General features: G+C 64.5%; 23 protein-coding genes and 1 pseudogene. 10 read left to right on the forward strand and 14 right to left on the reverse strand.

Annotated elements, in window-relative coordinates; genetic code table 11:
- Positions 1-34: 34 nt before the first annotated feature.
- From ccmI to CWO91_RS42970, 6 genes and pseudogenes are all read right to left on the reverse strand, one after another.
- A pseudogene (gene ccmI, locus CWO91_RS15570) lies at positions 35-1,143 on the reverse strand (c-type cytochrome biogenesis protein CcmI).
- A gap of 130 nt (positions 1,144-1,273) precedes the next feature.
- Positions 1,274-1,543, reverse strand: coding sequence for a hypothetical protein (locus tag CWO91_RS15575; protein ID WP_130214224.1), 270 nt, complete (start codon positions 1,541-1,543; stop codon positions 1,274-1,276).
- Positions 1,544-1,642: 99 nt separating this feature from the next.
- Positions 1,643-3,043 carry a hypothetical protein gene (locus tag CWO91_RS15580; protein ID WP_130214225.1) on the reverse strand — a complete coding sequence of 467 codons (1,401 nt, stop codon included), beginning with the start codon at positions 3,041-3,043 and terminating at the stop codon, positions 1,643-1,645.
- Between the two features lie 161 nt (positions 3,044-3,204).
- Positions 3,205-4,581, reverse strand: coding sequence for a sensor histidine kinase (locus CWO91_RS15585; protein ID WP_130214226.1), 1,377 nt, complete (start codon positions 4,579-4,581; stop codon positions 3,205-3,207).
- 84 nt (positions 4,582-4,665) lie between these two features.
- Entirely contained in the window at positions 4,666-5,337 is a 672-nt protein-coding gene (locus CWO91_RS15590) for a response regulator transcription factor (RefSeq protein ID WP_128934932.1), read from the reverse strand.
- A gap of 241 nt (positions 5,338-5,578) precedes the next feature.
- On the reverse strand, positions 5,579-5,734 hold the full coding sequence (locus CWO91_RS42970; RefSeq protein WP_164934544.1) for a hypothetical protein: 156 nt from the start codon (positions 5,732-5,734) through the stop codon (positions 5,579-5,581).
- A 234-nt stretch (positions 5,735-5,968) separates the two neighbouring features.
- Here CWO91_RS42970 and CWO91_RS15595 point away from each other — a divergent pair, with 234 nt between their 5' ends.
- The 5 genes from CWO91_RS15595 to CWO91_RS15615 all read left to right on the forward strand — a co-directional run bounded on the left by CWO91_RS15595 (position 5,969) and on the right by CWO91_RS15615 (position 8,710).
- On the forward strand, positions 5,969-6,952 hold the full coding sequence (locus tag CWO91_RS15595) for a Ku protein (protein ID WP_130214227.1): 984 nt from the start codon (positions 5,969-5,971) through the stop codon (positions 6,950-6,952).
- A gap of 59 nt (positions 6,953-7,011) precedes the next feature.
- Complete coding sequence (locus CWO91_RS15600) at positions 7,012-7,248, forward strand: hypothetical protein (protein ID WP_130214228.1); 237 nt, start codon at positions 7,012-7,014, stop codon at positions 7,246-7,248.
- 108 nt (positions 7,249-7,356) lie between these two features.
- Positions 7,357-7,623, forward strand: coding sequence for a hypothetical protein (locus CWO91_RS15605; protein ID WP_130214229.1), 267 nt, complete (start codon positions 7,357-7,359; stop codon positions 7,621-7,623).
- 205 nt (positions 7,624-7,828) lie between these two features.
- Complete coding sequence (locus tag CWO91_RS15610) at positions 7,829-7,993, forward strand: Flp family type IVb pilin (RefSeq protein ID WP_091890949.1); 165 nt, start codon at positions 7,829-7,831, stop codon at positions 7,991-7,993.
- A gap of 297 nt (positions 7,994-8,290) precedes the next feature.
- On the forward strand, positions 8,291-8,710 hold the full coding sequence (locus CWO91_RS15615; RefSeq protein ID WP_130214230.1) for a hypothetical protein: 420 nt from the start codon (positions 8,291-8,293) through the stop codon (positions 8,708-8,710).
- A 37-nt stretch (positions 8,711-8,747) separates the two neighbouring features.
- On the opposite strand, the gene CWO91_RS15620 is transcribed toward CWO91_RS15615, so the two are convergent.
- The 4 genes from CWO91_RS15620 to CWO91_RS15635 are packed head-to-tail and all read right to left on the reverse strand — an operon-like array spanning position 8,748 to position 12,429.
- Positions 8,748-9,380, reverse strand: coding sequence for a hypothetical protein (locus tag CWO91_RS15620; protein WP_130214231.1), 633 nt, complete (start codon positions 9,378-9,380; stop codon positions 8,748-8,750).
- 8 nt (positions 9,381-9,388) lie between these two features.
- Positions 9,389-11,644, reverse strand: coding sequence for a xanthine dehydrogenase family protein molybdopterin-binding subunit (locus CWO91_RS15625; RefSeq protein WP_130214232.1), 2,256 nt, complete (start codon positions 11,642-11,644; stop codon positions 9,389-9,391).
- A gap of 1 nt (position 11,645) precedes the next feature.
- Positions 11,646-12,107 (reverse strand): (2Fe-2S)-binding protein, encoded by a 462-nt coding sequence (locus CWO91_RS15630; RefSeq protein WP_165405488.1) that lies wholly within the window; start codon positions 12,105-12,107, stop codon positions 11,646-11,648.
- A 28-nt stretch (positions 12,108-12,135) separates the two neighbouring features.
- Positions 12,136-12,429, reverse strand: a complete 294-nt coding sequence (locus CWO91_RS15635) for a hypothetical protein (protein WP_130214233.1) — start codon at positions 12,427-12,429, stop codon at positions 12,136-12,138.
- 41 nt (positions 12,430-12,470) lie between these two features.
- Between CWO91_RS15635 and CWO91_RS15640 the strand changes: the two genes are divergently transcribed.
- Positions 12,471-14,126, forward strand: a complete 1,656-nt coding sequence (locus tag CWO91_RS15640) for a thiamine pyrophosphate-requiring protein (protein ID WP_283810962.1) — start codon at positions 12,471-12,473, stop codon at positions 14,124-14,126.
- A 107-nt stretch (positions 14,127-14,233) separates the two neighbouring features.
- Positions 14,234-16,729, forward strand: a complete 2,496-nt coding sequence (locus CWO91_RS15645) for a GAF domain-containing sensor histidine kinase (RefSeq protein WP_165405489.1) — start codon at positions 14,234-14,236, stop codon at positions 16,727-16,729.
- 3 nt (positions 16,730-16,732) lie between these two features.
- On the opposite strand, the gene CWO91_RS15650 is transcribed toward CWO91_RS15645, so the two are convergent.
- Positions 16,733-18,310, reverse strand: coding sequence for an MDR family MFS transporter (locus CWO91_RS15650; protein WP_130214236.1), 1,578 nt, complete (start codon positions 18,308-18,310; stop codon positions 16,733-16,735).
- A 323-nt stretch (positions 18,311-18,633) separates the two neighbouring features.
- Positions 18,634-19,149, reverse strand: a complete 516-nt coding sequence (locus CWO91_RS15655) for a YcgN family cysteine cluster protein (protein WP_128934941.1) — start codon at positions 19,147-19,149, stop codon at positions 18,634-18,636.
- Between the two features lie 295 nt (positions 19,150-19,444).
- Here CWO91_RS15655 and CWO91_RS15660 point away from each other — a divergent pair, with 295 nt between their 5' ends.
- Genes CWO91_RS15660 through CWO91_RS15670 form a run of 3 tightly spaced genes read left to right on the forward strand, consistent with a single transcriptional unit; the run spans position 19,445 to position 22,902 of the window.
- Entirely contained in the window at positions 19,445-21,733 is a 2,289-nt protein-coding gene (locus tag CWO91_RS15660) for a transglycosylase domain-containing protein (protein WP_130214237.1), read from the forward strand.
- 9 nt (positions 21,734-21,742) lie between these two features.
- On the forward strand, positions 21,743-22,321 hold the full coding sequence (locus CWO91_RS15665) for a DUF1214 domain-containing protein (protein ID WP_130214238.1): 579 nt from the start codon (positions 21,743-21,745) through the stop codon (positions 22,319-22,321).
- The gene (locus CWO91_RS15670; RefSeq protein ID WP_130214239.1) at positions 22,318-22,902 is read left to right on the forward strand and encodes a DUF1254 domain-containing protein; all 585 of its coding nucleotides are present in this window, start codon (positions 22,318-22,320) and stop codon (positions 22,900-22,902) included. Before CWO91_RS15665 ends, CWO91_RS15670 begins: the two co-directional genes overlap by 4 nt.
- A 337-nt stretch (positions 22,903-23,239) precedes the next feature.
- On the opposite strand, the gene CWO91_RS15675 is transcribed toward CWO91_RS15670, so the two are convergent.
- On the reverse strand, positions 23,240-23,806 hold the full coding sequence (locus CWO91_RS15675) for a hypothetical protein (protein ID WP_130214240.1): 567 nt from the start codon (positions 23,804-23,806) through the stop codon (positions 23,240-23,242).
- Between the two features lie 22 nt (positions 23,807-23,828).
- Positions 23,829-25,430: a hypothetical protein gene (locus tag CWO91_RS15680; protein ID WP_130214241.1), complete on the reverse strand. Its 1,602-nt coding sequence runs from the start codon at positions 25,428-25,430 to the stop codon at positions 23,829-23,831.
- Between the last annotated feature and the right edge of the window lie 139 nt (positions 25,431-25,569).

The raw sequence follows: 25,569 nt of genomic DNA on the forward strand, positions 1-25,569 counted from the left end.
GTATCCGTTCTCCGCTCGTCCCGTCCCGAAATCGTCATCCGCCGAGCCCGAGTGTCTTCAGGCCTTCATTGAGCTGGCGCAGTCGCTCGGCATCGCTCGCGACCGCCTGCCGGGCATCGGCCGATGCCCCACCGCCTTGCCACGGTCGCCCATCACGAGATAGGCGCGCACCAGGCGCAGCCACCCCTCGACGTCATCGCCGTTCTGTTTGAGGCGCGTGGCGAGGCGTTCGACCATGCCGCGCACCATCGCGTTGCGATCGCCCTCGGCCATATCCTTGGAAGCTGCGATCGTCTCATCCGACAGCGCCGGCATCGTGCCGCCGCCGACCCGCGCCAGCGAAGACTGCACCAGCGGACGCCACGGCGCATCCGCCGGCGCCTTCGCCAGCAGCGCGCGCCAGATATTGGCCGCATCGTCCTTGCGGCCGTCCTGCTCGGCGGCGAGCCCCAGGAAGTAGTTCGCCTTGGGATCGTCGGCATTGAGCGCGCGCGCACGCTCGAATTCCGACTTGGCCTCGGCGGTCACGACGCCGCCGGCAGCGGCCGAGAGCGCCTCGCCGAGATCGGACCGGCGCTCGGGGCTCTCGCCATTGTAGGTGAGCGAGTTGCGATAGGCGCGCACCGCATCGTCGAAGCGGCCGAGCCGCTCCAGCACCGGCGCGAGCACGTTCCAGCCGCGACCGTCGGTCGGATTCTTTTCCAGATGTTGCTCGACCTGCACGACGAGGTTCTCGAGCGATTGCGCCATGCCGGACCCGGATCCGCGCTCGCGCTGCGCCAAGGGAAAGTCCTGAAGCCGGGGCGAGCCGAGCGGCATGTAGACGCCGATCGCAACCAGCGGCAGACCGGCGAGCGCCAGCACGGCGGCGGCGCGGCGCCATTTGAGGCTCGATTTCGGCGCCGTTGCGGGTTCGCTGGCGGCCGCGGCGAGCAGCCTGCGGCTGATCTCGACGCGGGCAGCCTCGGCTTCAGGAGCTGCGATCAGTTCCGCGCCGAGATCACGCTCAATCTCGGCCAGCTGGTCCTTGTAGACCGCGACCTCGCTGCCTTGATTTTGCGCGCGTCCGCTGCGGCCGAGCGGCAGAAGCACGGCGAAAATCGCCGCGACCGTCATCAGCGCGAACACGAACCATAGCGTCATCTGGCAAGCTTCCGGCGGCGCACGATCCGCGCCCACAGGTGGCTTTACACCACGGCCGGACGAGGCGGCAATTGACAATTGTCAATTCGGCGCGACCGCGCGCGGCCCGAAACGGTGAAACTCCAACGGCTTAGCCGATCTCGAAGTCCGCACTTTGCGCGGCATCCTCGCCGTGTCCGTTGAAGGCCTTCAGGAAGTATGTTCCGGGCCGGATTGCAGCGGGCATTCTGATACGCAACGCCCCCACCGGAACCGGCGAGGCGACCCAGGTGACTGTCTCCGGCAGTTGCCGACCGCTTGCCTTCTCGACCAGCACCACCTTCGCGCCGACCATCAGTCGTTGATATTTGGCAGTGATGACGCGGTTCTCGATTTCGATGGAGCTGATAATGGGTTTCATGCGCCCACAAATAGAAATTCCCCGGACTTGCACGAGACCGTAGGGCTCGCCGCCGACAGCGTCAACCTCAAATTGTGATCACAAAAATATGCGCCTATATCAGCTTGCGCGCGACGATTTGCGCTCGCCCGTGAGCGCGTTTTCTGCCGCACGACTCATCAGCGAGGCGTAATCGTCGCCGAACAGCACCTGGCAGAAGCGGATCGCGGCCTGCACCTGCTGCTGCCGATAGGTGCGGACCTTGTGATCGGCGGCGCGCAGCGACTGCACCAGCTGCTCGGTCGAGCGTTCGACATATTGCTGGAGGTCGGAATAGGTGCGCAGCGTCACCTCGTTGATCGCAAGCTCGCTCGCATAGTTGCGACAGGTTGCGACGAAATCGATCAGCGCCACGGTTTCCTCGACCTCGGTGCTGTCGATTCGCGCCCCCGGCGGAATGTCCTTCTCGGCCCGCTGGCGCAGGATGCGGCGAACGCGGCCGGGAACGCTGTCGATCTCGGATTGCAGCGCATTGGAGATGTCGGCCCGGATCGAGACCAGCTGCTTGCCCCAGGCGGAATCGTTGCGCAGGTCGAGCTCGGTGCGCAGGCCGCGCACGCCGTCATGCAGCGCCTTGAGATTGCCGGCGACATTGTCGAAATGGCCGCGCTTGATGTCCATGCGCAGGATCGCGGCAACACAGGACAAATCATGCAGGGCGATCGTGACGGCGGCACCGTAGGGCGTTGCGGCGACGCGGATCTCGTCGTCCGATGCGGCAATCTTGATGGCAAGGCGGATGATCTGCCACGGCGCGGTCATCCGCTGCACCACCATCGACAGCGCGAAGGGCAGCATCTGCGGGGTCTGGAGGACCGGAATGTTGAGCGCTGACGTCACCGAGGCGATCTGGGAATCGCCGAAGGCGCGCAGGAAGCGCGGCAGCTTCTCGTTCAGGGCGGCGATGGCTTCCCGGACCTGGAGCACCGCACCGATCGAATAGAGATCCTCGATCACGTTCGGCGGGCCGACACGGGCGAGCGCGCGCGACTTGTCGCCGCCGCCGGGCCCCGTCAGCGCGAAGATGGCGTCCGCAGCCACCGCCTGGAGCTTTGAGGCCAGCGCCTCGACCTGTCCGGCACTGTCTGCCGGCATGCGGGCCAGCGCCGCCTCGAATTCGTTCACCTTGTCCGGCGCGCCGTCACGGCCGAGCCATTGCCAGATCGGATGCAGCGAGGAGCGGCGGATTTGTCCGACCCGGATCGGGGCGCCCGCCTCGACCAGGAACGGTTCCAATACTTGGAACAGAAGGCGCGACAGATCGTCCGTGCGCGGCGGCGGAGCCTGGTCGGCTTCGCTCTTGCGGACGATCTTGCGCAACTGCTCGAGCACGAGGGTCGCGACAGCCGTGTCCTGGCCACGCTCCAGCGCGCGCTCGAACTCCCGCATCAGCAGCGCCTGCGACTGCGGCGGGAGCTGCGCGAGATATTCCCTCAGCCGCTCGATCGATGTCTGGCTCATGCGCCCGGGTCATGCACGGTAAAATGGCGGACATGGGATGCGTCCGGGCGCGATCTTAAGAGGTCCCCACTTAAGAAGCCGTTTAGGAAGTCGCCTCGAATGCCCCGGTTTTCCCCGCGATGAGTATCGGCCGCAACGGAAAACCAAGTGCGAACAAGGGATTATAGCCCGGGAAGGACCAGCTCGGCCCGCAGGCCCCCGATCGGCGCGCCGCCGAGCGAGAGGCTACCGCCATAGAGCGCGGCGAGGTCGGTCACGATCGACAGCCCCAGACCCGAGCCGGGCTTGGATTCGTCGAGCCGCTGGCCGCGCCGGGAGACCTTGGCGCGCTCGGTCTCCGACAGGCCGCGGCCGTCGTCATCGACGATGATCCGCAGACGCGGGCCGGCGCCGGTCTGGTGCGGCGTCTCGACCAGAACCTCGATGAAGACGCGCGAGGCCGCCCATTTGCAGGCATTGTCGACGAGATTGCCGACCATCTCCTCCAGATCCTGACGCTCGCCCCGGAACTTCACAGACGGATCGGCCTTGGCCTCGATCACGATGCCGCGGTCGCGATGGATCTTTTCCATGGTCCGCCGCAGCGCCTCGATGGCGGGCGCCACCTCCGTCACGGTCGCGACCACCGAGACCCGCGCCGCAATGCGGGCTCGCTCCAGATGATGGGCGACCTGGTCGCGCATCACGTCCGCCTGCTCCATCACCTTGGACGCGAACGGATTGGCCGCGTGGGCGCCGGCCTCGTTGACGATGACCGAGAGCGGAGTCTTGATGGCATGGGCGAGATTGCCGACATGGGTGCGCGCCCGTTCGACGATCTCGCGATTGGCGTCGATCAGCGCATTGGTCTCGCGCGCCAAAGGCGCGATCTCGACCGGAAATTCGCCCTCGAGCCGCTCTGCCCGGCCGGAGCGGATGTCGGCGATGGATTCCGAGATGCGCTTGAGCGGCGCCAGGCCAAAACGGACCTGGAACACGGTGGTCAGCAGCAGCACGATGCCGAGCGCCGTAAACGTGCCGCCGAGATAATAGTCGAAGCTCCGCGTCTCGTCGAAAATCTCGGTGTCGTCGCCGGCGACGCTGACAAGAAACTTGCCGTCGGCGCCGAGATCGACCGGACGCTCCACCATGCGCAGGTTCTGCCCTTCGGGACCATCGACATAAGCGAGCCGGATGCCGGCGGCGGTGAGCTCGGCACCCTGCTCTTCCAGCTTCGGCAGTTTCTTGTCCCAAAGCGAGCGCGAGGAGCGCACCTCCGGCTTCTCGGTGTCGGTCCGCGTGATCTGCCAGTACCAGCCCGACAGCGGCAGCTCGAACAAGGGCTCGCCGAGCGACTGGAACTGGCGGTCGGGCGGCTCGTCGGGGGTCGCGACCTCGGCGATCAGCGTGCGGAGATAGAGATTGAGACGACGGTCGAAGGCGCGTTCGGTGGCGTTCTTGTAGACCGACGACAGCACCACGCCGGTGATGGCCAGGATCACCACGAGCCAGGCGGTCGCCGACAGGAACAGGCGGTTCGCAAGCGAGCTAGCGGGCATCGGGACGATCCCGGGAGGCGCAGGATGGCAGGGCGTCGGTCATGACCGGACCAAGGCCCCTGTCGGGCCGTCCGTCAAGGCGCTTCAAGCGCCGGGGGATGGCGGGGTCAGAAGATAGCCGAGGCCACGGACGGTCTGGATGATGTCGACGTCGAGCTTCTTGCGGATGCGGCCGACGAAGACCTCGATGGTGTTGGAGTCGCGGTCAAAGTCCTGGTCGTAGAGATGCTCGACCAGCTCGGTGCGGGAGACCACGCGCCCGGAATGGTGCATCAGATAGGCCAGAAGCCGATATTCGTGCGAGGTCATCTTCACGGGATTGCCTGACACGCTGACCCGGCCGGTCCTGGTATCGAGCGTGACCGGGCCGCAGCTGAGTTCGCTCTGGGCATGGCCGGTCGAGCGGCGCAGCAGCGCGCGGATACGCGCCAGCACCTCCTCCAGGTGGAACGGCTTTGCGACATAGTCGTCGGCGCCGGCGTCGAACCCCTGCACCTTGTCGCTCCAGCGATCACGCGCGGTGAGGATCAGGACCGGCATGGTGCGGCCGTTGCGGCGCCAAGCCTCCAGCACCGAGATGCCGTCCTTCTTCGGCAGGCCGATGTCGAGCACCACGGCGTCATAAGGCTCGTTGTCGCCGAGATAGTGCCCCTCCTCCCCGTCGAAAGCGCGGTCGACGACATAACCAGCGTCGGTCAGCGCCTTGGTGAGCTGGCGATTGAGATCAGGGTCGTCCTCAACAACGAGCAGGCGCACGCTTCTCTCCAAAGATTGGCTGCAAGAACAGGCTGCATGACCACGGCCAGAGATGAGCAATTCCGGCGTGAACTGAATATGAACGCGGGGAACCGGCACGTTACTTTTTGGTCATATACGACCTTCCACGCGCCGACGCGACTGCGCCCGCCAGGCAACCGGGCGAGCCGGCGGCATGGCGGGCGCAATGTGCCGCGTCACGCGGCGAATAGGAAGGTCCGAGACGTTCAGATCCGGCCGATCAGGTCCGGAAGAACACGAACCAGATGACGGCGAGGATCAGGATCGCAAGGCCGGTCGAGATGGCAAGCAGCGCTGCCACCGACGGCCCGGGCTCGCCCTGACGGGCCTCGGTCGGAGTTTCCACGATCTGATGCCGCTCTCGCGTGGTTGCCATGATGCCCTCAATCTTTGGATGTCGCTTCAGATAGCCACGACCTCCTCGCAGCCGATATCCGGAGCCAACGCGTGATTGGATATGATGTTCCGGCCTTTGCCCGCGGATCGGGCAGCAACCGCAGGCCCAGCGGCCGGTTAACGCAGTTGCAAGATTGAGCAACCCGTCTTGCTATGATTCGTTGTTCCCCGATGGTATCCTTGTCATCTGTCCCCGTTGCGTTTGGAGTAGCCCATGGCCCCCCGCGCCAATTGGAAGGGTTTTCTGCGTCTGTCGCTCGTGACCTGTCCGGTCGCGCTCTATCCGGCCACTTCGGATACTGAGAAGGTCTCCTTCAACCAGATCAACCGCAAGACCGGCCACCGGATCAAGTACCTCAAGGTCGACGCCGAGACCGGTGACGAGGTCACGTCCGAGGACATCGTCAAGGGCTACAAGGTCGACACCGACACCTATATCGAGGTCACCAAGGACGAGCTCGACGACATCGCGCTGGACTCCACGCACACGATCGAGATCGACGAGTTCGTGCCGAAGGCCGATATCGACAACCGCTATCTGATCCGTCCCTATTACCTCGTGCCCGACGGCAAGGTCGGCCACGACGCCTATGCGGTGATCCGCGAGACCATCCGCAGCATGGACAAGGTCGCAATCGGCCGCGTGGTGCTGACCAACCGCGAGCACATCATCGCGCTGGAGCCGCTCGAGAGCGGGTTGATGGGCACGCTGCTGCGCTATCCCTACGAAGTGCGGAGCGAAACAGAGTATTTCGACGACATCCAGGACGTGAAGCTGACTAAGGATATGCTCGACCTTGCAAAACACATTGTCGAGAAGAAGTCCGGCGCGTTCGAGCCCGAGCTGTTCGAGGATCACTACGAGACCGCGCTGATCGATCTCATCAACAAGAAGCGCAGCGGCATGCCGATCACCGCCAAGGCAGCGCCGAAGACCGGCGGCAATGTCATCAACCTGATGGACGCGCTGAAGAAGAGTCTCGCGAGCGAGAAGGAGGCGGTGCCCGCGGCAAAGGTCGTCAAGGAGACCGCCAAGGGCAAGAAGCCGAAGAAGCGCGTCGAGGGCCAGCGCGAAATGCTGCTGCCGATCGCCGGCAAGGGTGGCAAGGACACCGCGGCGAAGACTGCGCCCAAGGAGGCTTCGAAGAAGGCCGATAAGCCGGTGCGCGCGCCGGCGCGGGCGAAGAAGGCCAGCTAGACGCATCGCACCTAACAATCGCGCCGTGATGTCCCCCCTCGCCGGTCGGCCGGACTGACATGCCCTGGTCGGCGGCGTTCGACGATCCGGTTCGCGTGAGCAACAAACGCAAGCTGCTCACGCTTCAAGAGGCGGCGGACTACATCATGCAGCTGCCTGAGGACGCCCAGCACGAGGCGCACTGGCAGACCGCCATCGAGACCTTGATCAATGCGGCCGAGACCGGCGGGGGCTGGGTGATGTTCGCCCGCATCGCCATGTTGCGGGCGCTGAATGCGGACGGACGGCGCGAATGAGAGCGATGGTCGGTCCCTTCGATCAGCATGCTTGCCGAGCCGTCGACGAACAGGCTCAATAATCCGTTAAGCGCGACCGTCGTTTGCCGATACGGCGGAGCTCTGCGCATGAACCAGGGTATTCCTACGGGAGACAAAATTAAGCACCGGTTGTCCTTGCGCACAGCATGGTGCCAGCCCCGATCGAGCCAAGGTTCGCGTGCCGTGCAGCAGCAGGACGTCAGAAAGAACTACATCAGCATCCTGAACGACGCGCCCGAGAGTGAGCGGGCAGCGGGCACGGCGCAGTCGCAGCCGGGCACGATGAAGGACTTCGTCGGTCGCCTCACCGCCATGCTGAAACGCCGCCTCCCCAGCGCCGCGATCACCTCCTAGCACGCTGCGGCTGCCACAGAGAGTGCGCCGATTTGCATCCATTTGCATGGGATGAGGGAACCTTAATTTAATGAATGTCACCGTATGAAACAGAGGCGCGTTCGCCCGGATTTAATTCTTTTGGCGCGCATAAAATCTATTCGATCGATTTACGAGTTCGAAAACGACGCGGCCATACATTGGTTCGGATGAAGAGGAGTTGGCAATGAGTTTGCTTAGGTCTTTCCTTGCCGATGAGACTGGCGCCACCGCCATCGAATACGGCCTGATCGCCGCCGGCATTGCACTGGCCATCGTAACCGTTGTGAACAACACGGGCAGCCAGCTCCTCAACAACAAGTTCAACTCGATCAGTTCGTCGCTGAAGTAACGGCCGCCCTGGCCTGGCGCGACGTCCCTATGCGTCGACTTCAGCATGCCTTGCGGCGGCCTTGCCGGAGCATGCAGCCTCCCCAATCTCGTCATTGAGAGCCACCGGGTCCGCGCAAAGCGCGGCCCGATGAAAGACTCTGGATTGCTTCGCTGCGCTCGCAATGACAGAGTGTGGAGCGACGCCGCGGTTCCATTGACTCGAATGTCTGCTTACGGGATTCTCGCTCTGCAACCGCGGCGTGGCTCGACGAGCCATGCTGTCTATCGATGAACCAGAGCTGCTTGAAGGATGCAGATGAGAAGCGTGACGCTGTTGGCGCTCAGCCTCATTTTTGTCGGCGTCTGGTCGGGCGACGGCGCGAGAGGACAGACCTCGGCCGCGCCGCCGGTTTCGCTTGCCCCGCCCAATGCATCGCCGCCACGCGGGAGCGCCGCAAATTCAAGAATTCCGCCGGCGCCATCCGGCAGAGAGGCTTCGCCACCTGTGGTCGGCGGGCTTCCACAGGTGCCGAATCCGGCCGCCGACTACGATGGCTTCAGCGTCGGCACCGACGACAATGACACCCCAAGTCAGGTGACGCCGCCCGTGAGGACACGCGCAGCAAAGGGCTCCAGGTCCAATCCGGATACAAGCGGCCTCGCCGGACAGTCGTCGATCGATCAGGACGACGAGGCGTTGCAACGAAAGCTGACGATTTGCAAGAACTGCAAATAGGGAAGTTTGTTGCTCGCGCGCGGAGATCAATTGCAAGCTAGTTCGGACAGGGTTGTCCGGCGGCGCCCCACAGGGCCATGTCCTTGACGTGATCTTCGAAAGTGCCCGGCGGCGTCGCGCGGCCTGCCCCGGGCGCCCAGCCCCGCGGAATGAAGCCGCTCAGCGACGCATCGTGCCGCAAGTGCTCGACGAGACCGGCGGCGTCACGACCGCCATTGCGCTTGGGATCCTTCATCTGCGCGCAAATCTCGGCGCCGCTCTTGCCGAACCAGATGAAATCGACCGGAGCGAGTTGCCAGTCGATGCCGGCGCGCGGCGGCGATGGTGCCGGCTCGTTCGCCTGGGTGGAGGTCATGTGACAGGTCGAACACGGGATCGCCTCCGCGCCGATGCGGCTCTCGCCGCCGTGGATGTTCATGCCATGCGCGCGCGGTTTGGTTTCGCCGGCCGGCGTCCAGATCGGAATTGCCTTGGCATCGACATGGCAATTGGCACAACGCGGATGTGTCACCACCGCTTCAATCCGCTTCCAGGCCTCCAGACCCTCGGCGCGGCTGACGCTGCCCGGCGGCAGCACGTTCTTGGCGGCCTCGTCCTTGGCCACGACAATTCCCGTGAGAGCGGCCATTGCCGCGCCGGCGAGGACGAGCGCAATCAGAGATCCCTTCATGGCCTGCCTCACACGAAATCGATGAACTTATTGAAGGGCATTTCACGGATGCGCAGTCCGGTCGCCGCGAAGATCGCGTTGGCGAGCGCGGGGGCGGCCGGCGGAACAGGCGGCTCTCCGACGCCGCGAACTTTGGGATCGTTCTCGAGCCCACGAACTTCGATGACCGGGCATTGGTAGATCCGCATGGCCTCGTGGTGGTTGTAATTGGTCTGCTGCACCGCGCCCTTTGCGTAGGTGAGCTCGCAGTTGATGGCGTGGCCCAGTCCCCAGATGACGCCGCCCTGCACCTGGTTCTCGAAGTTGACGGGATCGACGACCTTGCCGACATCGACCACGACCCAGACCTTATCGATCCTGATGCCGCTGTCGGTCTTCGTGACCTCGACGACTTCGGCTGTCGGTGTCCCAAAGGCTTCGACGAACGCGACGCCTCGTCCTCGGCCGTTCCCGAGCGGTCCCTTCCAATCCGACATTTCAGCGAGCGTCTCAAGCAGCTTGCGGTAGGTCGGAACGGCGCACATCTCGATGCGCGCCTTCATCGGATCGAGGCCCGCCGCATGGATCAGTTCGTCGATGAAGCTTTCGGTGAAGAAGCCGGCCGTCGAGGCTCCGACTGACCGCCACGTGGTGCTCGGCGACAAGCCCTGCGCCTCATAGGTCGTGGCCCGGAAATTGGGGATGTCGTAATAGACGTTCCACAGGCCGGCAGCCAATTGACCATCGGGATCCTTCGAAGGAATGCCCGAACGCTCAAGCAGCCCCTTGAGCGGAGCCGTCGAGGCCAGTTGCAAATCGGCCGCGACGATCTTGCCCTTGTCGACGCTTCCCCTATGCCGGGCGATCGCAATCTGTCGCGGAATGTCCTGGAGAAAATCTTCCTCGCGCGAGAACACCAGCTTGATCGGCGTCCCGCGCATCTGGTTTGCGATCTCGGCGAGAACACGCACGTTCTCGTATTCGAGACGATGGCCAAAACTGCCGCCACTCCACTGATTGTGGAAGGTGACCTGTTCCGGCTTCAGACCGATCGCCGTCGCAGCGACATGCTGCACGAATTGGGGGCTCTGGTGACCGACCCAGATCTCCATCCCCTTGTCGGTAACGAGGCCGATCCCATTGAGCGGCTCGAGCGGCTGATGAGCCACATAGGGCGCGCGATACTCGGCCTCGACGCGTGTGCCCGTCTTCAGGCCGGCTTCGACATCGCCGATCTTCCGCCACTCCTTGCCCAGGAATTCGGGCTTGAACGAGGATTCCAGAACTTTCCAATGGTCGGCTTGCTCGGCGGGATACACTGACGGCGCCCACTCGCAAGCGATCGCGTCGGCCGCTTTGATCGCGTACCAGCTGTTCGTGGCGATCGCCGCAACGCCATTCTTGATTTCGAGGATCTTCTTGACCCCCGGCATCGACCGCGCCTTGCTGGCGTCGTACGATTTCAGCGGTTGTCCCTTGTTGGGGTTCAGCTTGACGGAGGCGTACAGCATGCTGTCCATCTTCTGGTCGATGCCGAACTTCAACTCGCCCATGACCTTCGCGCGAACGTCGAGGCGCGTCATCGGCTTACCCAGCATGCGCCATTTGGACGGGTCGCGCGGCTTGGCATCGAGCACCGGAGGTACTTTTGCGGCCTCCGCCGCGAGCTCGACATAGGCGATCTTGGTTCCGCCCAGCAGGATCACATGGCCGGATTGGGTGCGGAGGTCGGCCACAGCAATGCCGGAACGTTTGGCCGCAGCCGCCTTCAGCGTCTCGCGCGCGACAGCGCCGGCAACGCGCAGCTTTTCATAGGTGTCCGGGATCGTGCTCGACCCGCCGGTCATTTGCAGGCCGGATTTTCTGAGATTTTCGAGGACAGCGGCGCGCGCTTCCTCGGCCGCCGAACTCTGGTCGGCCGCCAGGAACGGCGCGAACTCATCTGCAAAACCCGTGTTGAAATAGGCCGGGCTAGGCCCTGCAAACCGGATTTCGAACTGACCGGGATCGAGGTCCATCTCTTCGGCGATCATGATCGGCTGCGCCGAGCCGACGCCCTGGCCGATGTCGGCGTGCTGGGCGATGAGCGTGATCTTGTCCGGACTGATCTCGACCCAGGGATTGAAGGTCACGGAGTCCGGCCCGAGGCCGGCAGCCAACGGATTGCCATTAGCGCTCGGCGTTGCGGCCTCGGCATTGCCGTAGGCGCCGAAGGCGATGCCGCCGGCGACGGCGGCGGAGCCGAAAACGAAGGCCCGACGCGAAAGACTCTGCATGTGGCCCATCTCACTTCTCCGCCATCTTGTTGGCCGCCGCATGGATCGCGGCGCGAATGCGGGGATAGGTACCGCAGCGGCAGAGATTGCCGGACATCACCTGATCGATCTGCTCGTCCGTCGGCCGGGAGATCAGCTCAAGAAGCGAGATGGCCTGCATGATCTGGCCGGTCTGGCAGTAGCCGCATTGCGGGACCTGATGCTCGATCCAGGCCTGAAGGACCGGGTGCTGCTCTCTTTTGTCCAAGCCTTCGATCGTGATGACCGACTTACCGGCGACCTCGCCGATATGCGACTGACAGGATCGGACCGCCATTCCGTCGATCTGGACGGTGCAGGCGCCGCATTGCGCGACCCCGCAGCCGTATTTGGGACTGGTGATACCGAGCTCGTCACGCAGCACCCACAACAGAGGCATCTCGGGAACGACATCGACCCTGTGCTTGATCCCATTGACGGTGAGCTCGATCATGTCGATGTGTCCCTTCGCAATGTTGGAACTAGCGTGCCTTCGAAGCTTCAACACTGTCAAACCGAATCCCCATCGCATCTGCGCTCACTTTCAAATTTGCACGATAACCGCGGCGAGTTTGCATTTTGGGGGCAGCCTGCATGCGTTGAGCTGCCTCTTTCGACAGCAGTGCATTGCGTGAGTGCGCCTTCTCGTCGCGCGACATCTTGATCGATTTGGCGAGGACACTGCGAACCGCAGAGTGGCGACGACGGTCCTTGCACACCTGCTGCATGGCAGACCTACCTGCAGGCGCGATCAACTGCGCTTTACGCCTCTCCAATTTCCTGATCCTCTCTCCTCCAATCAGCCGGACCAACCGGCCTGCCCAGGGAGAGAGACGCCATGAAGCTCGGCACCGCCATTGCGGAAATCATGCGGCGTGAGGGGATCGAGATCCTCTGCGGCTATCCGGTCAACCATCTGATCGAGCATGCGGCGAAAGCCGAGATCCGACCCGTGATGGTGCGGCAGGAGCGTGTCGGCATCCATATGGCGGATGCGATCTCGCGGGTGACGTCGGGCCGCAGCATCGGCGCGTTCTGCATGCAGCATGGGCCGGGCGCGGAGAACGCGATGGGCGGCGTTGCGCAGTGCTTCGGCGAATCCGTTCCCGTGCTGGTGCTGCCGATGGGCTATCAGCGCCGGCTTGCGCATATCGAGCCGAACTTCAATTCCAGCGAGGCGATGAAGCCGTTCGCGAAATCCTCCGAGCCAATCATTCTCGCCGCCGAAGTCGCCAACATCTTTCGCCGCGCCTTCACCAAGCTGAAGAACGGCCGCGGCGGGCCTGTCATCGTCGAGATCCCCTCCGATATGTGGAACGAGGAGGTGCCGGAGCCGCTGAACTACACGCCGGTGCTGCGCACCCGCTACGGCGCCGACCCTGTTCACGTGAAGGAAGCAGCCAGCCTGCTCGTGAATGCAAAACGGCCGGTGATCTATGCCGGCCAGGGTGTGCATTACGCGCAGGCGTGGCCGCAACTGAAACGGCTCGCCGAGCGGCTGGCGATCCCCGTCACCACCAGCCTTGGCGGCAAGTCGTCGTTTCCGGAAACGCATCCGCTCTCGCTCGGCTCGGGCGGGCTCGCGGTGCCGCGCGCAGTGCCGAAGTTTCTAGCAGAAGCCGACGTCATCTTCGGCATCGGCTGCTCCTTCACCGAGACCAATTTCGGCATCGCGATGCCGAAGGGCAAGACCATCATCCACTCCACGCTCGACCCGAACCACCTCAACAAGGATGTGGAAGCCAAGATCGGCCTCGTCGGCGATGCCGGCCTCGTGCTCGATGCGCTGCTGGAGGAGGTCGGCAAGTCGGTTACATCCGATCGCGACGCCTCGGCGGTCGCGGCCGAGATTGCGGCCTCGCACAAGGAGTGGCTGGCGAAATGGATGCCGAAACTTACCAGCAATGACGCGCCGCTCAGCCCCTATCGCGTGCTGTGGGATCTTCAGCACACCGTCGACATCCACAACACCATCATCACGCATGATGCCGGCAGCCCGCGCGACCAGCTCTCGCCGTTCTGGAAATCGGTCGAGCCCCTCACCTATCTCGGCTGGGGCAAGACGACACAGCTCGGCTATGGCCTTGGGCTCGCGATGGGCGCCAAGCTCGCAAAGCCGGACAAGCTCTGCATCAATGTCTGGGGCGATGCGGCGATTGGCTTTACCGGCATGGATTTCGAGACCGCAGTGCGCGAGCGCATCCCGATCATGTCGATCCTGCTCAACAATTTCTCGATGGCGATCGAATTGAAGGTGATGCCGGTCTCGACCGAGAAATATCGCTCGACCGACATTTCCGGCGACTACGCCGCGATGGCGCGCGCCTTCGGCGGCCATGGCGAGCGGGTGACGAGTCCGGAGGAGATCGTGCCCGCGATCAAGCGCGGCATCCAGAAGACGCAGGAAGGCGTGCCGGTGCTGCTGGAGTTCATCACCAGCAAGGAAACCGAGGTGTCGCGGCCGGGCACGTGAGCTGGAACGGGCGTCAGCGGCAAGGCCGCGTGCGCTGGCTCCGGCCGCAGAAGATGTGATAATCCGGCCCGGTGCCGCGCAAGCCGCGGCATCAAGCCGGATTAGGAATGACCACCCCTTCCAACGAAATCGAGGAACTCAAGCGCCGATTGCAGTCGGCCGCAGCCGAGAATGTACGGCTGCGCGGCGAGCTTGCGGTTGCGCGTGATCGCCAGAACGCCAGCGCCGAGATCCTGCGCACCATCGCGGCCTCGCCCTCCGACGCCCGGCCGGTCTTCGCGGCGATCGCGTCCAGCTCAAGGCGCCTGCTCGGCGGCTTTTCGGCCACCGTGCTTCAGTTCATCGGCGATGAGCTGCACCTCGTGGCGTTCACGCCGACCAGCCCGGAGGCGGACGAAGGACTCAAGGCGTCGTTCCCGCGCAAGATCGCGGACTTCCCGACTTTTGCGCTCGTGCGCGACGGCGAGACGATCCAGTTTCCCGACAGCGAGGCCGCCGACGTCCCGGAGCTGAACCGGGAGCTGGCGCGGCTGCGCGGCTTCCGCAGCGTACTGTTCATGCCGCTGATGAACCGGGGCGCGCCGGTCGGCATGATCAGCGTCACGCGCGCCGAGCCCGGCGCGTTCGCGCCCGATCTGGTGCAGCTGCTCCAGACCTTTGCCGACCAGGCCGTGATCGCAATCGAGAATGCGAACCTGTTCAACGAGACGCGCGAGGCGCTGGAGCGCCAGACCGCAACCGCCGACATCCTCAAGGTGATGGCTGCCTCGCCCTCCGACGTGCAGCCGGTGTTCGAGGCCATCGCCGCCAACGCCAATCGCCTGATCGGCGGCTTCTCCACGGCGGTGCTGCGCTATGTCGACGGCGCCGCGCATATTGCGGCATTCACGCCGACCGATCCCGCGGGCGATCGCGTGCTCCAGGCTTCGTTTCCGGTAGCGTTCACGCAATTCCCGCCTTACCAGCTCGTGGCCAACGGCGCCGCGGCGCAACTGCCCGACACCGAGCTCGAGCCGGCCGCGCGCGACATCGCGCGCGCCCGCGGCTATCGCAGCATGCTGTTCACGCCGTTGATGAGCGAGGGCGAAGCCATCGGCATCATCATCGCCACGCGCCGGGCGATTGGCCGCTTCACCGAGCATCACGTGCGACTGCTGCAGACTTTCGCCGACCAGGCAGTGATCGCGATCAAGAATGTCAGCCTGTTCAACGCCACCAGGGAAGCGCTGGAACGTCAGACCGCGACCGCCGACATCCTCAAGGTGATCGCGGCTTCGCCCGCCGATGTCACGCCGGTGTTCCAGGCCGTCTCCGACAGCGCCAAGGCGCTGATCGGCGGGCACTCCTCCACCGTCACCCGCGTCATCGACGGCATGCTGCATCTGGCGGCCTTCACCACCGACAACGAGGCCGGCAATGCGGATTTACTCAGCTCGTTCCCGACGCCGCTATCGGCGTCAGGCATTCACAGCCGGGTGGCAAGGAGCGGCCAATATGCGTTCCGCAGCGACATGCAGAGCGAACCTGATCTCACCGAGGCCATGAAGGAGCTGGCGCGGACGCGAGGCTATCGCAGCATCCTCGTGGTGCCGATGCTGCGCGATGGCGTCGCGATCGGCACCATCGCCGTCACGCGGCCGGAGCCCGGTCATTTCCCCGACAAGGCGATCAACCTGCTCAAGACCTTTGCCGACCAGGCCGTGATCGCGGTCGAGAACACGCGCCTGTTCAACGAGGTGCAGGACCGCACGCAGGAGCTCGCCAAATCGCTCGACGATCTGCGCGCCGCGCAGGACCGTCTAATCCAGACCGAGAAGCTTGCATCACTCGGCCAACTCACCGCCGGCATCGCGCATGAGATCAAGAACCCGCTCAACTTCGTCAACAATTTTGCTTCGCTCTCCTCCGAACTGACCGACGAGCTGAACGAGGTACTTGCGCCGGTTAAGCTCGCAGACGAGGTCCGCGCGGAGGTCGACGAGCTCACGGGGCTTCTGAAGGACAATCTGCAAAAGGTTGTGCAGCACGGGCGGCGGGCAGATTCCATCGTCAAGAACATGCTGCTGCATTCGCGCGAAGGCGGCGGCGAGCATGGGCTGAGCGACATCAACGCGTTGGTGGAAGAGAGCCTCAACCTCGCCTATCACGGCGCGCGCGCCGAGAAGCCGGGGTTCGACGTGACGCTGAAGCGCGAGCTCGATCCCGCGACCGGGCAAGCCGAAGTGTTTCCGCAGGAGATCACCCGGGTGCTGCTAAATCTGATCTCGAACGGCTTCCACGCGGTCACCAAGCGCAAGGCCGAGGGCGCCGCCGACTACGAGCCGGTGGTGATCGCCGCGACGCGCGACCGCGGCGACAGCATCGAGATCCGCATCCGCGACAACGGCATCGGCATTGCGGACGAGGTCAGGGAGAAGATGTTCAATCCGTTCTTCACCACCAAGCCGGCCGGCGAAGGCACCGGCCTCGGACTGTCGATGAGCCACGACATCGTGGTGAAACAGCACGGCGGCACGATCGACGTCGCGACGGAGCCCGGCGCGTTCACGGAGTTCACGATCCGGCTGCCGCGCAAGAGCAGTTTTGCGAATGCAGGGGGCTAGGCCCTACTCCGCCATCTCCACCGGCTGCGACGTGGCGGGACCAGCCAGCGGCCGCTCCTCCATCGCAATGAGACAGAGCGCAGCGCCGGTCATCAGCGCCGTGGCGGCGCCGAAGACGTAGCGGAACGCATGCCGCATGTCGTCGGCGGGAATCGTGCTGACGGCGGCGTGATGCTCGCCGAGCGGGATGTCGGCACCGAGCGCGATCAGCAGGATCGCCGCGAACGCCGCGACCGTGAAGGACGACATCAGCGAGCGGAAGAAGTTCAAGGCACCGGTGATGGTGCCGATCTGCGGCCGCGCGACCGAGTTCTGCACCGAGACCACGCAGACCGGAAAGGTCGTGCCGAGACCAAGCGCAAACGCGGCCATCAGCGTCAGCAGGCCCCATAACGGCAGCGTCGTCAACGTGAGTGCGAGGCCGCACAGCGCGGCCCAGGACGTGCCGATGATGGCGACGCGTTTGTAGTGCTTGGCCCGCGCCATGGTACGCCCGGCGATGGCCGCACCGCAGGTCGAGACGGCTGCGAGCGGAATCAGCGCAAGGCCCGCCTCGCTGGCGCTGAGGTGATAGACGGATTCGTAATAAAGCGGGAGCTGGACCGTGAGGCCCGTGATCGCGCCGAGCGCACAGCCGCCGGCCATCAGCCCAAACGGTACGACACGTCCGCCGAGCAGCGGCAGCGGCAGGAACGGCTCGTCCGCCCGCCGCGCGTGCCACACGAAAGTGACGACGAGCGCGACCGCGCCGCCGACCATCGCAAGCACGGTCGGCGACAGCCAGGGATAGCGCGTGCCGCCCCAGGTCAGCACCAGCATGAAGACGACGGCGGAGGCCATCAGCAACACGCCGCCGAGCCAGTCGACCTTGCGCTTGCGGTGGAACACCGGGATCTTCTTCATCCTCGGCAGCAGCAGCGCGATCGCGGCGGCCGCGAGCGGCAGGTTGATCCAGAAGATCATCGACCAGTGCAGATGCTCGGCGAACACGCCGCCGATGACCGGGCCGAGGATGCCGCCGACCATCCAGACGCTGGAGAAATAAGCCTGGTACTGGCCGCGCTCGCGTGGGCTCACAACATCCGAGATCACAGTCTGCACCACCGGCATGATGCCGCCGCCGCCGAGCCCCTGAAGGCCGCGCGCCAGAATCAGCATCGGCATGTTCGGCGCGATCGCGCACAGCACCGAGCCCGCGACGAACAGGCTGAGCGAGGTAATGATCATGGCCTTGCGGCCGTAGATGTCGCTGAGCGTGCCGAACACCGGCGCGACCGCAGTCGAGGCGAGCAGGTAGGCCGTGATCACCCAGGACAGGCTGGAGACGTCCTGGAACTGGCGCCCGATGGTCGGCAGCGCGGTCGCCACGATGGTCTGGTCGAGCGCTGCCAGGAACATCGTCAGCATCAGGCTGATGACGATGGTGCGGACCTCGTCCTGTGACAGCGGCACCGGCGGCGCGATGGACGGCGCGTCGTCGACGCTGATGACCTCGCTCGGAAGGCGGGACAGCTCTTCGGCAATGTCGTCAGGCAACGGCTGGATGTCGGCAGAACTGCTCTGCCGGTCGAACTTGTTCATCTCGATCGGACGTCGTGGGGCGGCACAACGCCGCGAAGGATTCGTTCTATGTAGTCGAATGTAGACAGCAAAATCCTTCCCGGGCAGACACCGCGGCGCATGGGTGCATCCCACCGCAGGGTCATCCCGAACACGTGATCATCCGGATGAACGGAATATCCGCGAGGTCAGATGCTTTCTCATCGTCATGGCCGGGCTTGTCCCGGCCATCCACGATCTTTCGCGCGGTACGGAGAACGTGGATGCCCGGGACAAGCCCGTGCATGACGAGTTTGCGGAACGGCTGATGACTGAAGAGGACTGATCCTGCCCTGAAAGGCGGATCAGTCCTTCGGACGTCGCTTCAGGCGGGCCCGTTTCGGCAGCACGGCCGGCCATTGCACGATGTGGTCCTCGAGATCCTCGTCGGGGATCTCCTCTTCGCTGCCCTCGACCCGGCCGCGCACGGAGACGCCGGCCTCATGCACGGTATTGGGATCGCCCGACACCAGCGGGTGCCACCAATAGAGATCGCGGCCTTCGGCGACGAGCTTGTAGCCGCAGCTCGGCGGCAGCCAGTTCAGGGTGCGGACATTGGCCGGGGTCAGGCGGACACAGTCCGGAACCTTGTCGGAGCGATTCGGGTAGTCCTTACAGGCGCAGCTCGCCCCATCCAGCAGCTTGCAACCGATATGGGTGAAATAGATCTGGCCGGTATCCTCGTCCTCGAGCTTGTTCAGGCAGCAGCGGCCGCAGCCGTCGCACAGGCTCTCCCATTCGGCCGCCGACAGCTGTTCCAACGTCTTGGTTTTCCAGAAGAATCCTTCCTGGCCTGAAGGTCGTTTGGGAGCTGCGGTCATGCGCCTCAACAAAGGTTCGAAAGAGCTACGGCGAAGTCATCTAGAGCGAGCGGCCGTGACGGTGCAAGCAACGCCCTCGGAAGGCCCGTAATGTCCCGGGGTCAATTAGGCCTGTTGTTCAAAATCGCGAGCGTGGCCATTGGTTTATGGGCCCTGCTCGGCTAGAAGGAACAGCAAGTCCCCGAAGGACGCGAACCGGGCGCCTTGGGTTTGCCGCAACATTCCCGCAAGACGTTCCGATGCCGCCCCCGGCCGGGTGCTTGAACGCTTTCGAAGCAAGCCGCAAGGGTTCTAGGTGCGCCAGATCATACCACCGCATTGGAAGCAGAAGGTCCGGAATTTCTTCCTGGATCTCGATGCGCGCATCGATTCCTCGCTGTTCTCCTCGGCCAAGGGCATCCGCGAGCTCTACGAGCGCTACTCGACCTTCATGGACCGGTTCTATGTCGGGCGTTGGAAGCGCTGGGTGTTCATCGAGCCGCTGTCGGAAGCCGCGACCCTCGGCCTCGGCGGCCTGGTCGTGATGCTCACGCTCGCCATCCCCGCCTTCCGCGAGACCGCGGACGAGGACTGGCTGAAGAAGTCCGATCTCGCGGTGACCTTCCTCGACCGCTACGGCAACCCGATCGGCAGCCGCGGCATCAAGCACAACGACTCGATCCCGCTGGAAGATTTCCCGGACGTGCTGATCAAGGCGACGCTGGCGACCGAGGACCGCCGTTTCTACGACCATTTCGGCATCGACATCGCCGGCACGGCGCGCGCCCTTGTCACCAACGCCCAGGCCGGCGGCGTCCGCCAGGGCGGCTCCTCGATCACCCAGCAGCTCGCCAAGAACCTGTTCCTGAGCAACGAGCGCACCATCGAGCGCAAGGTCAACGAAGCCTTCCTCGCGGTCTGGCTGGAATGGCGCCTGACCAAGAACGAGATCCTCAAGCTCTATCTCGACCGCGCCTATATGGGCGGCGGCACCTTCGGCGTCGATGGCGCCGCGCATTTCTACTTCAACAAATCGGCGCGCGACGTGACGCTGGCGGAAGCGGCGATGCTCGCCGGCCTGTTCAAGGCGCCGACGAAATACGCCCCGCACATCAACCTGCCGGCTGCCCGCGCGCGCGCCAACGTCGTGCTCGACAACCTCGTCGATGCCGGCTTCATGACCGAGGGCCAGGTGTTCGGTGCCCGCCGCAACCCGGCCTTCGCGGTCGACCGCCGCGACGAGGCGTCGCCGAACTATTATCTCGACTACGCCTTCGACGAGATGCGCAAGCTCGTCGACACCTTCCCGAAGTCCTACACCGAGCGCGTCTTCGTGGTGCGGCTTGCGATCGACACCAATGTGCAGAAGGCCGCCGAAGACGCGATCGAGAACCAGCTGCGCCAGTTCGGCCGCGATTATCACGCGACGCAAGCGGCGACCGTGGTCGCCGATCTCGACGGCGGCATCCGTGCCATGGTCGGCGGCCGCGACTACGGCGCCAGCCAGTTCAACCGCGCCACCGACGCCTATCGCCAGCCCGGCTCCTCGTTCAAGCCTTACGTCTACACCACTGCGCTCCTGAACGGCTTCACGCCGAACTCGATCGTGGTCGACGGCCCGGTCTGCATCGGCAATTGGTGTCCGCAGAACTATGGTCACTCCTATTCCGGCTCGGTGACGCTGACGCAGGCCATCACGCGCTCGATCAATGTGGTGCCGGTCAAGCTGTCGATCGCGATCGGCCAGAAGGAGCAGCCGAAGGCCCCGAACCCGGCCAAGATCGGCCGTGCCAAGATCGTCGAGGTCGCGCGCCGCTTCGGCCTCAAGGCGCCGCTGCCCGACACGCCGTCGCTGCCGATCGGCTCGGACGAAGTCACCGTGCTGGAGCACGCCGTCGCCTACGCGACCTTCCCGAACCGCGGCAAGGCGGTGACGCCGCATTCGGTGCTGGAGGTGCGCACCGGCGCAGGCGACCTCGTCTGGCGCTGGGATCGCGACGGGCCGAAGCCGAAGCAGGCCATTCCGCCGAACATCGCCGCCGACATGGCGGGCATGATGAGTCACGTCGTCAGCGAAGGCACCGCGCGCCGCGCCGCGCTGGACGGCATTCCGACCGCGGGTAAGACCGGCACCACCAATGCGTATCGTGACGCCTGGTTCGTCGGTTACACCGGCAATTTCACCTGCGCGGTGTGGTATGGCAACGACGACTACTCGCCAACCAACCGCATGACCGGCGGCTCGCTGCCGGCGCAGACCTGGCACGACATCATGGTCGCGGCGCATCAGGGCGTCGAGGTCCGGGAGATCCCCGGCATCGGCATGGGCCAGAAGCTGCCGCCGCAGCAGATCGCCAACGCGCAGGCCAATGCGGCGCCGAAGGTGCTGGAGACCAAGCCCGGTCCGCCGCCAGTGCTGACCAAGCGCGGCGCCGACATCCTGGTGCGCGTCGAGAAGCTGCTGGATGACGCGGCCAAGACGGCGACCAAATCCACTAGCAACGACAGCAAGGCGGCGAGGCCAGCCTCGTCGACGAGTGCGCTCGCCTTCCCGCAGAATTATGCGGAAGAGAACGCCAACACCTCCGCTCCGCGCAAGAACTGATCGAAACCCGTGCGGCTGATCCTGATCACATTGACGGCCCTTCTGCTCGCCACCGTCGTCGGCGTCGGCGCGACCTGGATGACGACGACGCGCGGCACCGAGATCGGCGCGCTGACCATCGGCCCCTGGACCGCCCGCCCGCGCACCGGCACGGCCGACGTCGATCCCTATTCGCGCGCCACCATCGTGCGCAACGGCGAGCTGCCGATCGGCACCGGCGACGGCGTCGCCTTCACCGCGACCGCCGATGACAAGAAGAAGGCGCTCGACGGCCGCTGTGACGTCGTCGTCTCCGGCGTGACCCCGCCGGCGCGGTTCTGGACGCTGACGCTGTACGACCGCAAGGGCCATCTCGTCGCCAATTCGCTTGCCCGCTACGGCTTCACCAGCCAGGAGATCGTGCGCCAGTCCGACGGCTCATTCGAGATCCGCATCGCCTCACGCTCGCGCGCCGGCAACTGGCTGCCGACCGGCGGCATCGAGCGCTACGCCTTGATGCTGCGCCTCTACGATACCCCGGTCGGCGTTGCCACACGCACCCAGCGCGATGCGCCGATGCCTACGATCACGACGGTGGGCTGCTCATGATCCGGCTGCTGTTCACCATCGTTGCCGGCATCGTTCTGGGCCTCGTGGTCCATCTCGTCAGCGTGCTGGCGCTGCCGCGGATCGCGACGCAGGATGCCTATTCGCGCCTGACGCCGATGACGAAGGTGAACGCCGTCACCCAGCTGCCCCTCGCCGACCCACAGACCTCACCGATGCCGTTCATGGACCCGGCCTTTGCGCTCGCGATCTGCCGCTACGATCTGTCGGGCGGTCCGATCAAGCTGGCCGTGCCGGTGAGCCAAGCTTACACCTCGGTGTCGTTCTACACCCGCAACGAGATCGCCTATTACGCCATCAACGACCGCTCGGCCGGCCGCAAGGTGATCGAGCTCGACCTGATGACGGAAGCGCAGCACAACGAGCTGCCCGAGGACGAGGAGGTCACCGCGGCCGACCGGCTGATTATCGATTCCCCTGCTACCACCGGCCTGATCGTGATGAAGGCGCTCGCCCCCGAGCCCGGCCTGATGCAGCAGGCGCAAGGCTCGCTCGCGGCTGCGACCTGCGCCCCGCAGACCGAGCCGCCAGCCAAGGCCGAAGCGCCACGCGGCCGGCGCTGATGCGGGCCGCTTCGGCAGCGCAACAACAAAAACTGCAAAAACAACCCCATGCACAGTAGCGGGGCATTGAAATCATTGCGCTCTTCGGTTGGCGATAACGAAGCTACTGGACGGACGTGTACGCACCTTTGACTAGTCGGGCAAAACACCGGCATACTGGCATCATCGAGAGTTCGTCATACCCGCGCGGAGCAGTCCGTCGCGGGTGTTTTGATTTGGGAGCGCGGACTGCGATGACTGAGGGATCACTATCGTTCCCCACGACAATCAAGACCATCGTGCCAGTTCGATCAGAGTAGGAGGGTCCTAGGAATGACGGAAGCCGAATTGCTTTGAGTCATAACCCAAGCGCGATCTCGGCCCATTTCAACATGCGGTCGCTATTGAGGAACGCCAGCACCGCCGGCTCCAGTGACGCGGGCGCGCCCGGTCCAACCAAAGCCGTCGCGGCCACCATGTCACAGCGCTGATTGAAGGCGAGTGAGAGCGCGGCGTTGCGATTTCCCTCGACGCGATAAGCCCGGCTGCGGCCGCGCATCGGACCGACGATGATCTCTCGACCGGCACCGATCGGCGTTGCCTTGCCAATCAGCGCCAGGTCGCCCATTTTCTCGAGGTCGTCATCGTCGGCGACGCCGGTGACGCAATTGCAAAACCCGAGCTTGGCGCGAACGTAGAGCTGGACCTCGCCGCCGCAATCCTCGGCTTTGCAGCGGAATGCCTTTCCTTTCCCCCAGGGATCTGCGCTGAAAGGCCAGTCGGTTTCTGACCACACCGGGCGGACCTCGCCGAGTGCCGCTGTAGCGCGCGCCGGTTCGCCGGATCGCAATGTCCAGACTGCAGCGACTGCGCAGAGCAGTGCGGTGGCTGCGCCGATCGCAACGACTTTGCCTGTCAGGCGCATGGAAGCTGCCACGGCACTTTTGCTAATTCTGAGCCATGAACTTTCGTGCGGCCGCGAGGTCTTCCCGCGAGGAGTCGCCATTGCGCGCCATGTCGACGACTTTCGCGTAGTACTGACGTGCCTTCACGGCATCACCCGCTTTCTCGGCGGCGTGAGCGGCGCCGATCGTCGCGCCAAAGCGGTTCGGCTCCTTGCGCATGGTGCTTTCGAACGCGGCCAATGCCTCCGTCGCCATGCCGCGTTCGAGCAGCATGGTCCCGTAAAGTTCGCGCGCCGGGGCAAGCGGTCCCGGCGTCACGATCGATTTTTCGGTCTTGTCTTCGGCGTCGGCGGCAAGGCGCATCGCCTCCAACGCGTCCGCCTGTTTTCCCTGGGCATTGAGCTGCCAGGCTGTGGCGACCTGCCGCTGAATGTCGACGATCTCGGCCCAATACGGATCCTTGTCCTGCTGCAGCTTGTCCCGCAGCTCCGCCAGCTTGGCGATGTCCGCCGTTGCGGCGTCTGCATTGCCGGAGCGCGCGGCGCCAAGGGCGCGGGCGAAATAGGTGATCGCATCGACATAGGCAAATCGGCTCGGCTCGACCTTCAGCGCGGCAGCGCCCTGCCAATCGCCGCGCTCGACCATATAGCGCGCCTGACTGGCAGCTATCGCGTAAGGACCGGCGCGGACGGCCGGCGCATAGCCCGTGGTTGCAACCATGTCCGCGATGACGTCGCGGGCTCGGTTGTCCTGCGCAAGCTGGAGCAGGGCGTAGACCATATAGTCTTCGGCGTGCAGCTGCTCGCTGGGGTCCTTGCCCTCCTTGGCAGCCTTGGCGGAACGGCTATTGGCGTCGATGGATTCGTTCCAGTAGCCGACGCGCGTGAAAATGTGCGACGGCATATGCAAAGCGTGCGGCGCCGCCGGCGCGATCTCGGAATAGCGCTTCGCAGCGTCGAGACCTTGCTCTGCGATCGCCGGATAGTCGTAGAGGTGGATCAGGTAATGCGCGACGCCGGGGTGCCGCGTCTGCCGCTTGAAGATCGGCTCCAGGATGGCAGCGCCCTTGAGCTGGTTCGCATAGGTCTTGTCGTTTGGTGACGCTGTGACATTCAGCGTGATGGCGTAGGCGATCTGCGCCTCGTCATCATCGGGATAGCGCGCGGCGACGGCTTCGGTTGCCTTGAGATAGGCCTGCGCGCGCTGGCCAAACGTCGTCTTTTCGTCACCCGAGTAGAAGGCCAGCAGCGCGTCGATATAGTCGCGTTCGCGTTCGCTCTTGGCGCCGAGTGCCTTGGCCTTCTGCAGCGCGGCGAGGCCCTCGGTGAGGTTTTCCTTCGGCGCGGGAAAATGCGGATTATACAGCAGGCTCAGGGCAATGCCCCAATAGGCGATCGCGCATTCCGGATCGGCCTGCAACGTCTCCTCGAAGATCTCTTTCGCGGGCCGATACCAGAACGAGTGCTGATAGCGCATTCCGCGGTCAAAGCGGCGCTGCGCCACCTCATTGCAGGAGGTCTGGAAGTGAACTTTGCCAAACTGCTCGTCGGTCCCGTCCTCCGCGCGTGCCGCAGGCGTGGCGGAGATCAAGCCCAGCGTAGCGAGGGCGAGAAGAGAGACGGTTCTCAAGGCGAGCGCGCGCATGGGCCCCTCCGTTTCTGTTCAGAACAAATTTGGTCAGATGGCGCCGATAAAAGCCGGGGCGCTGAAGTTCGCAGTGCTGAAATTGGCGATGGCAATTGCGTGTTGGAAGGATTTGCCCATTCGCGATGCGAGTCAATAG

It is taken from the genome of Bradyrhizobium genosp. SA-3, from assembly GCF_004212635.1.
Classification (GTDB): Bacteria; Pseudomonadota; Alphaproteobacteria; order Rhizobiales; family Xanthobacteraceae; genus Bradyrhizobium.

Bases quoted from the DNA above. Each gene is read 5' to 3' on its own strand.
- CWO91_RS15670 (WP_130214239.1), top strand. From the start codon at position 22,318: ATGATCCGGCTGCTGTTCACCATCGTTGCCGGCATCGTTCTGGGCCTC.
- CWO91_RS15615 (WP_130214230.1), top strand. From the start codon at position 8,291: ATGAGAAGCGTGACGCTGTTGGCGCTCAGCCTCATTTTTGTCGGCGTC.
- CWO91_RS15600 (WP_130214228.1), top strand. From the start codon at position 7,012: ATGCCCTGGTCGGCGGCGTTCGACGATCCGGTTCGCGTGAGCAACAAA.
- CWO91_RS15645 (WP_165405489.1), top strand. From the start codon at position 14,234: ATGACCACCCCTTCCAACGAAATCGAGGAACTCAAGCGCCGATTGCAG.
- CWO91_RS15675 (WP_130214240.1), bottom strand. From the start codon at position 23,806: ATGCGCCTGACAGGCAAAGTCGTTGCGATCGGCGCAGCCACCGCACTG.
- CWO91_RS15625 (WP_130214232.1), bottom strand. From the start codon at position 11,644: ATGGGCCACATGCAGAGTCTTTCGCGTCGGGCCTTCGTTTTCGGCTCC.
- CWO91_RS15630 (WP_165405488.1), bottom strand. From the start codon at position 12,107: ATGATCGAGCTCACCGTCAATGGGATCAAGCACAGGGTCGATGTCGTT.
- CWO91_RS15605 (WP_130214229.1), top strand. From the start codon at position 7,357: ATGAACCAGGGTATTCCTACGGGAGACAAAATTAAGCACCGGTTGTCC.
- CWO91_RS42970 (WP_164934544.1), bottom strand. From the start codon at position 5,734: ATGGCAACCACGCGAGAGCGGCATCAGATCGTGGAAACTCCGACCGAG.
- CWO91_RS15650 (WP_130214236.1), bottom strand. From the start codon at position 18,310: ATGAACAAGTTCGACCGGCAGAGCAGTTCTGCCGACATCCAGCCGTTG.
- CWO91_RS15680 (WP_130214241.1), bottom strand. From the start codon at position 25,430: ATGCGCGCGCTCGCCTTGAGAACCGTCTCTCTTCTCGCCCTCGCTACG.
- CWO91_RS15610 (WP_091890949.1), top strand. From the start codon at position 7,829: ATGAGTTTGCTTAGGTCTTTCCTTGCCGATGAGACTGGCGCCACCGCC.
- CWO91_RS15580 (WP_130214225.1), bottom strand. From the start codon at position 3,043: ATGAGCCAGACATCGATCGAGCGGCTGAGGGAATATCTCGCGCAGCTC.
- CWO91_RS15585 (WP_130214226.1), bottom strand. From the start codon at position 4,581: ATGCCCGCTAGCTCGCTTGCGAACCGCCTGTTCCTGTCGGCGACCGCC.
- CWO91_RS15575 (WP_130214224.1), bottom strand. From the start codon at position 1,543: ATGAAACCCATTATCAGCTCCATCGAAATCGAGAACCGCGTCATCACT.
- CWO91_RS15620 (WP_130214231.1), bottom strand. From the start codon at position 9,380: ATGAAGGGATCTCTGATTGCGCTCGTCCTCGCCGGCGCGGCAATGGCC.
- CWO91_RS15595 (WP_130214227.1), top strand. From the start codon at position 5,969: ATGGCCCCCCGCGCCAATTGGAAGGGTTTTCTGCGTCTGTCGCTCGTG.
- CWO91_RS15655 (WP_128934941.1), bottom strand. From the start codon at position 19,149: ATGACCGCAGCTCCCAAACGACCTTCAGGCCAGGAAGGATTCTTCTGG.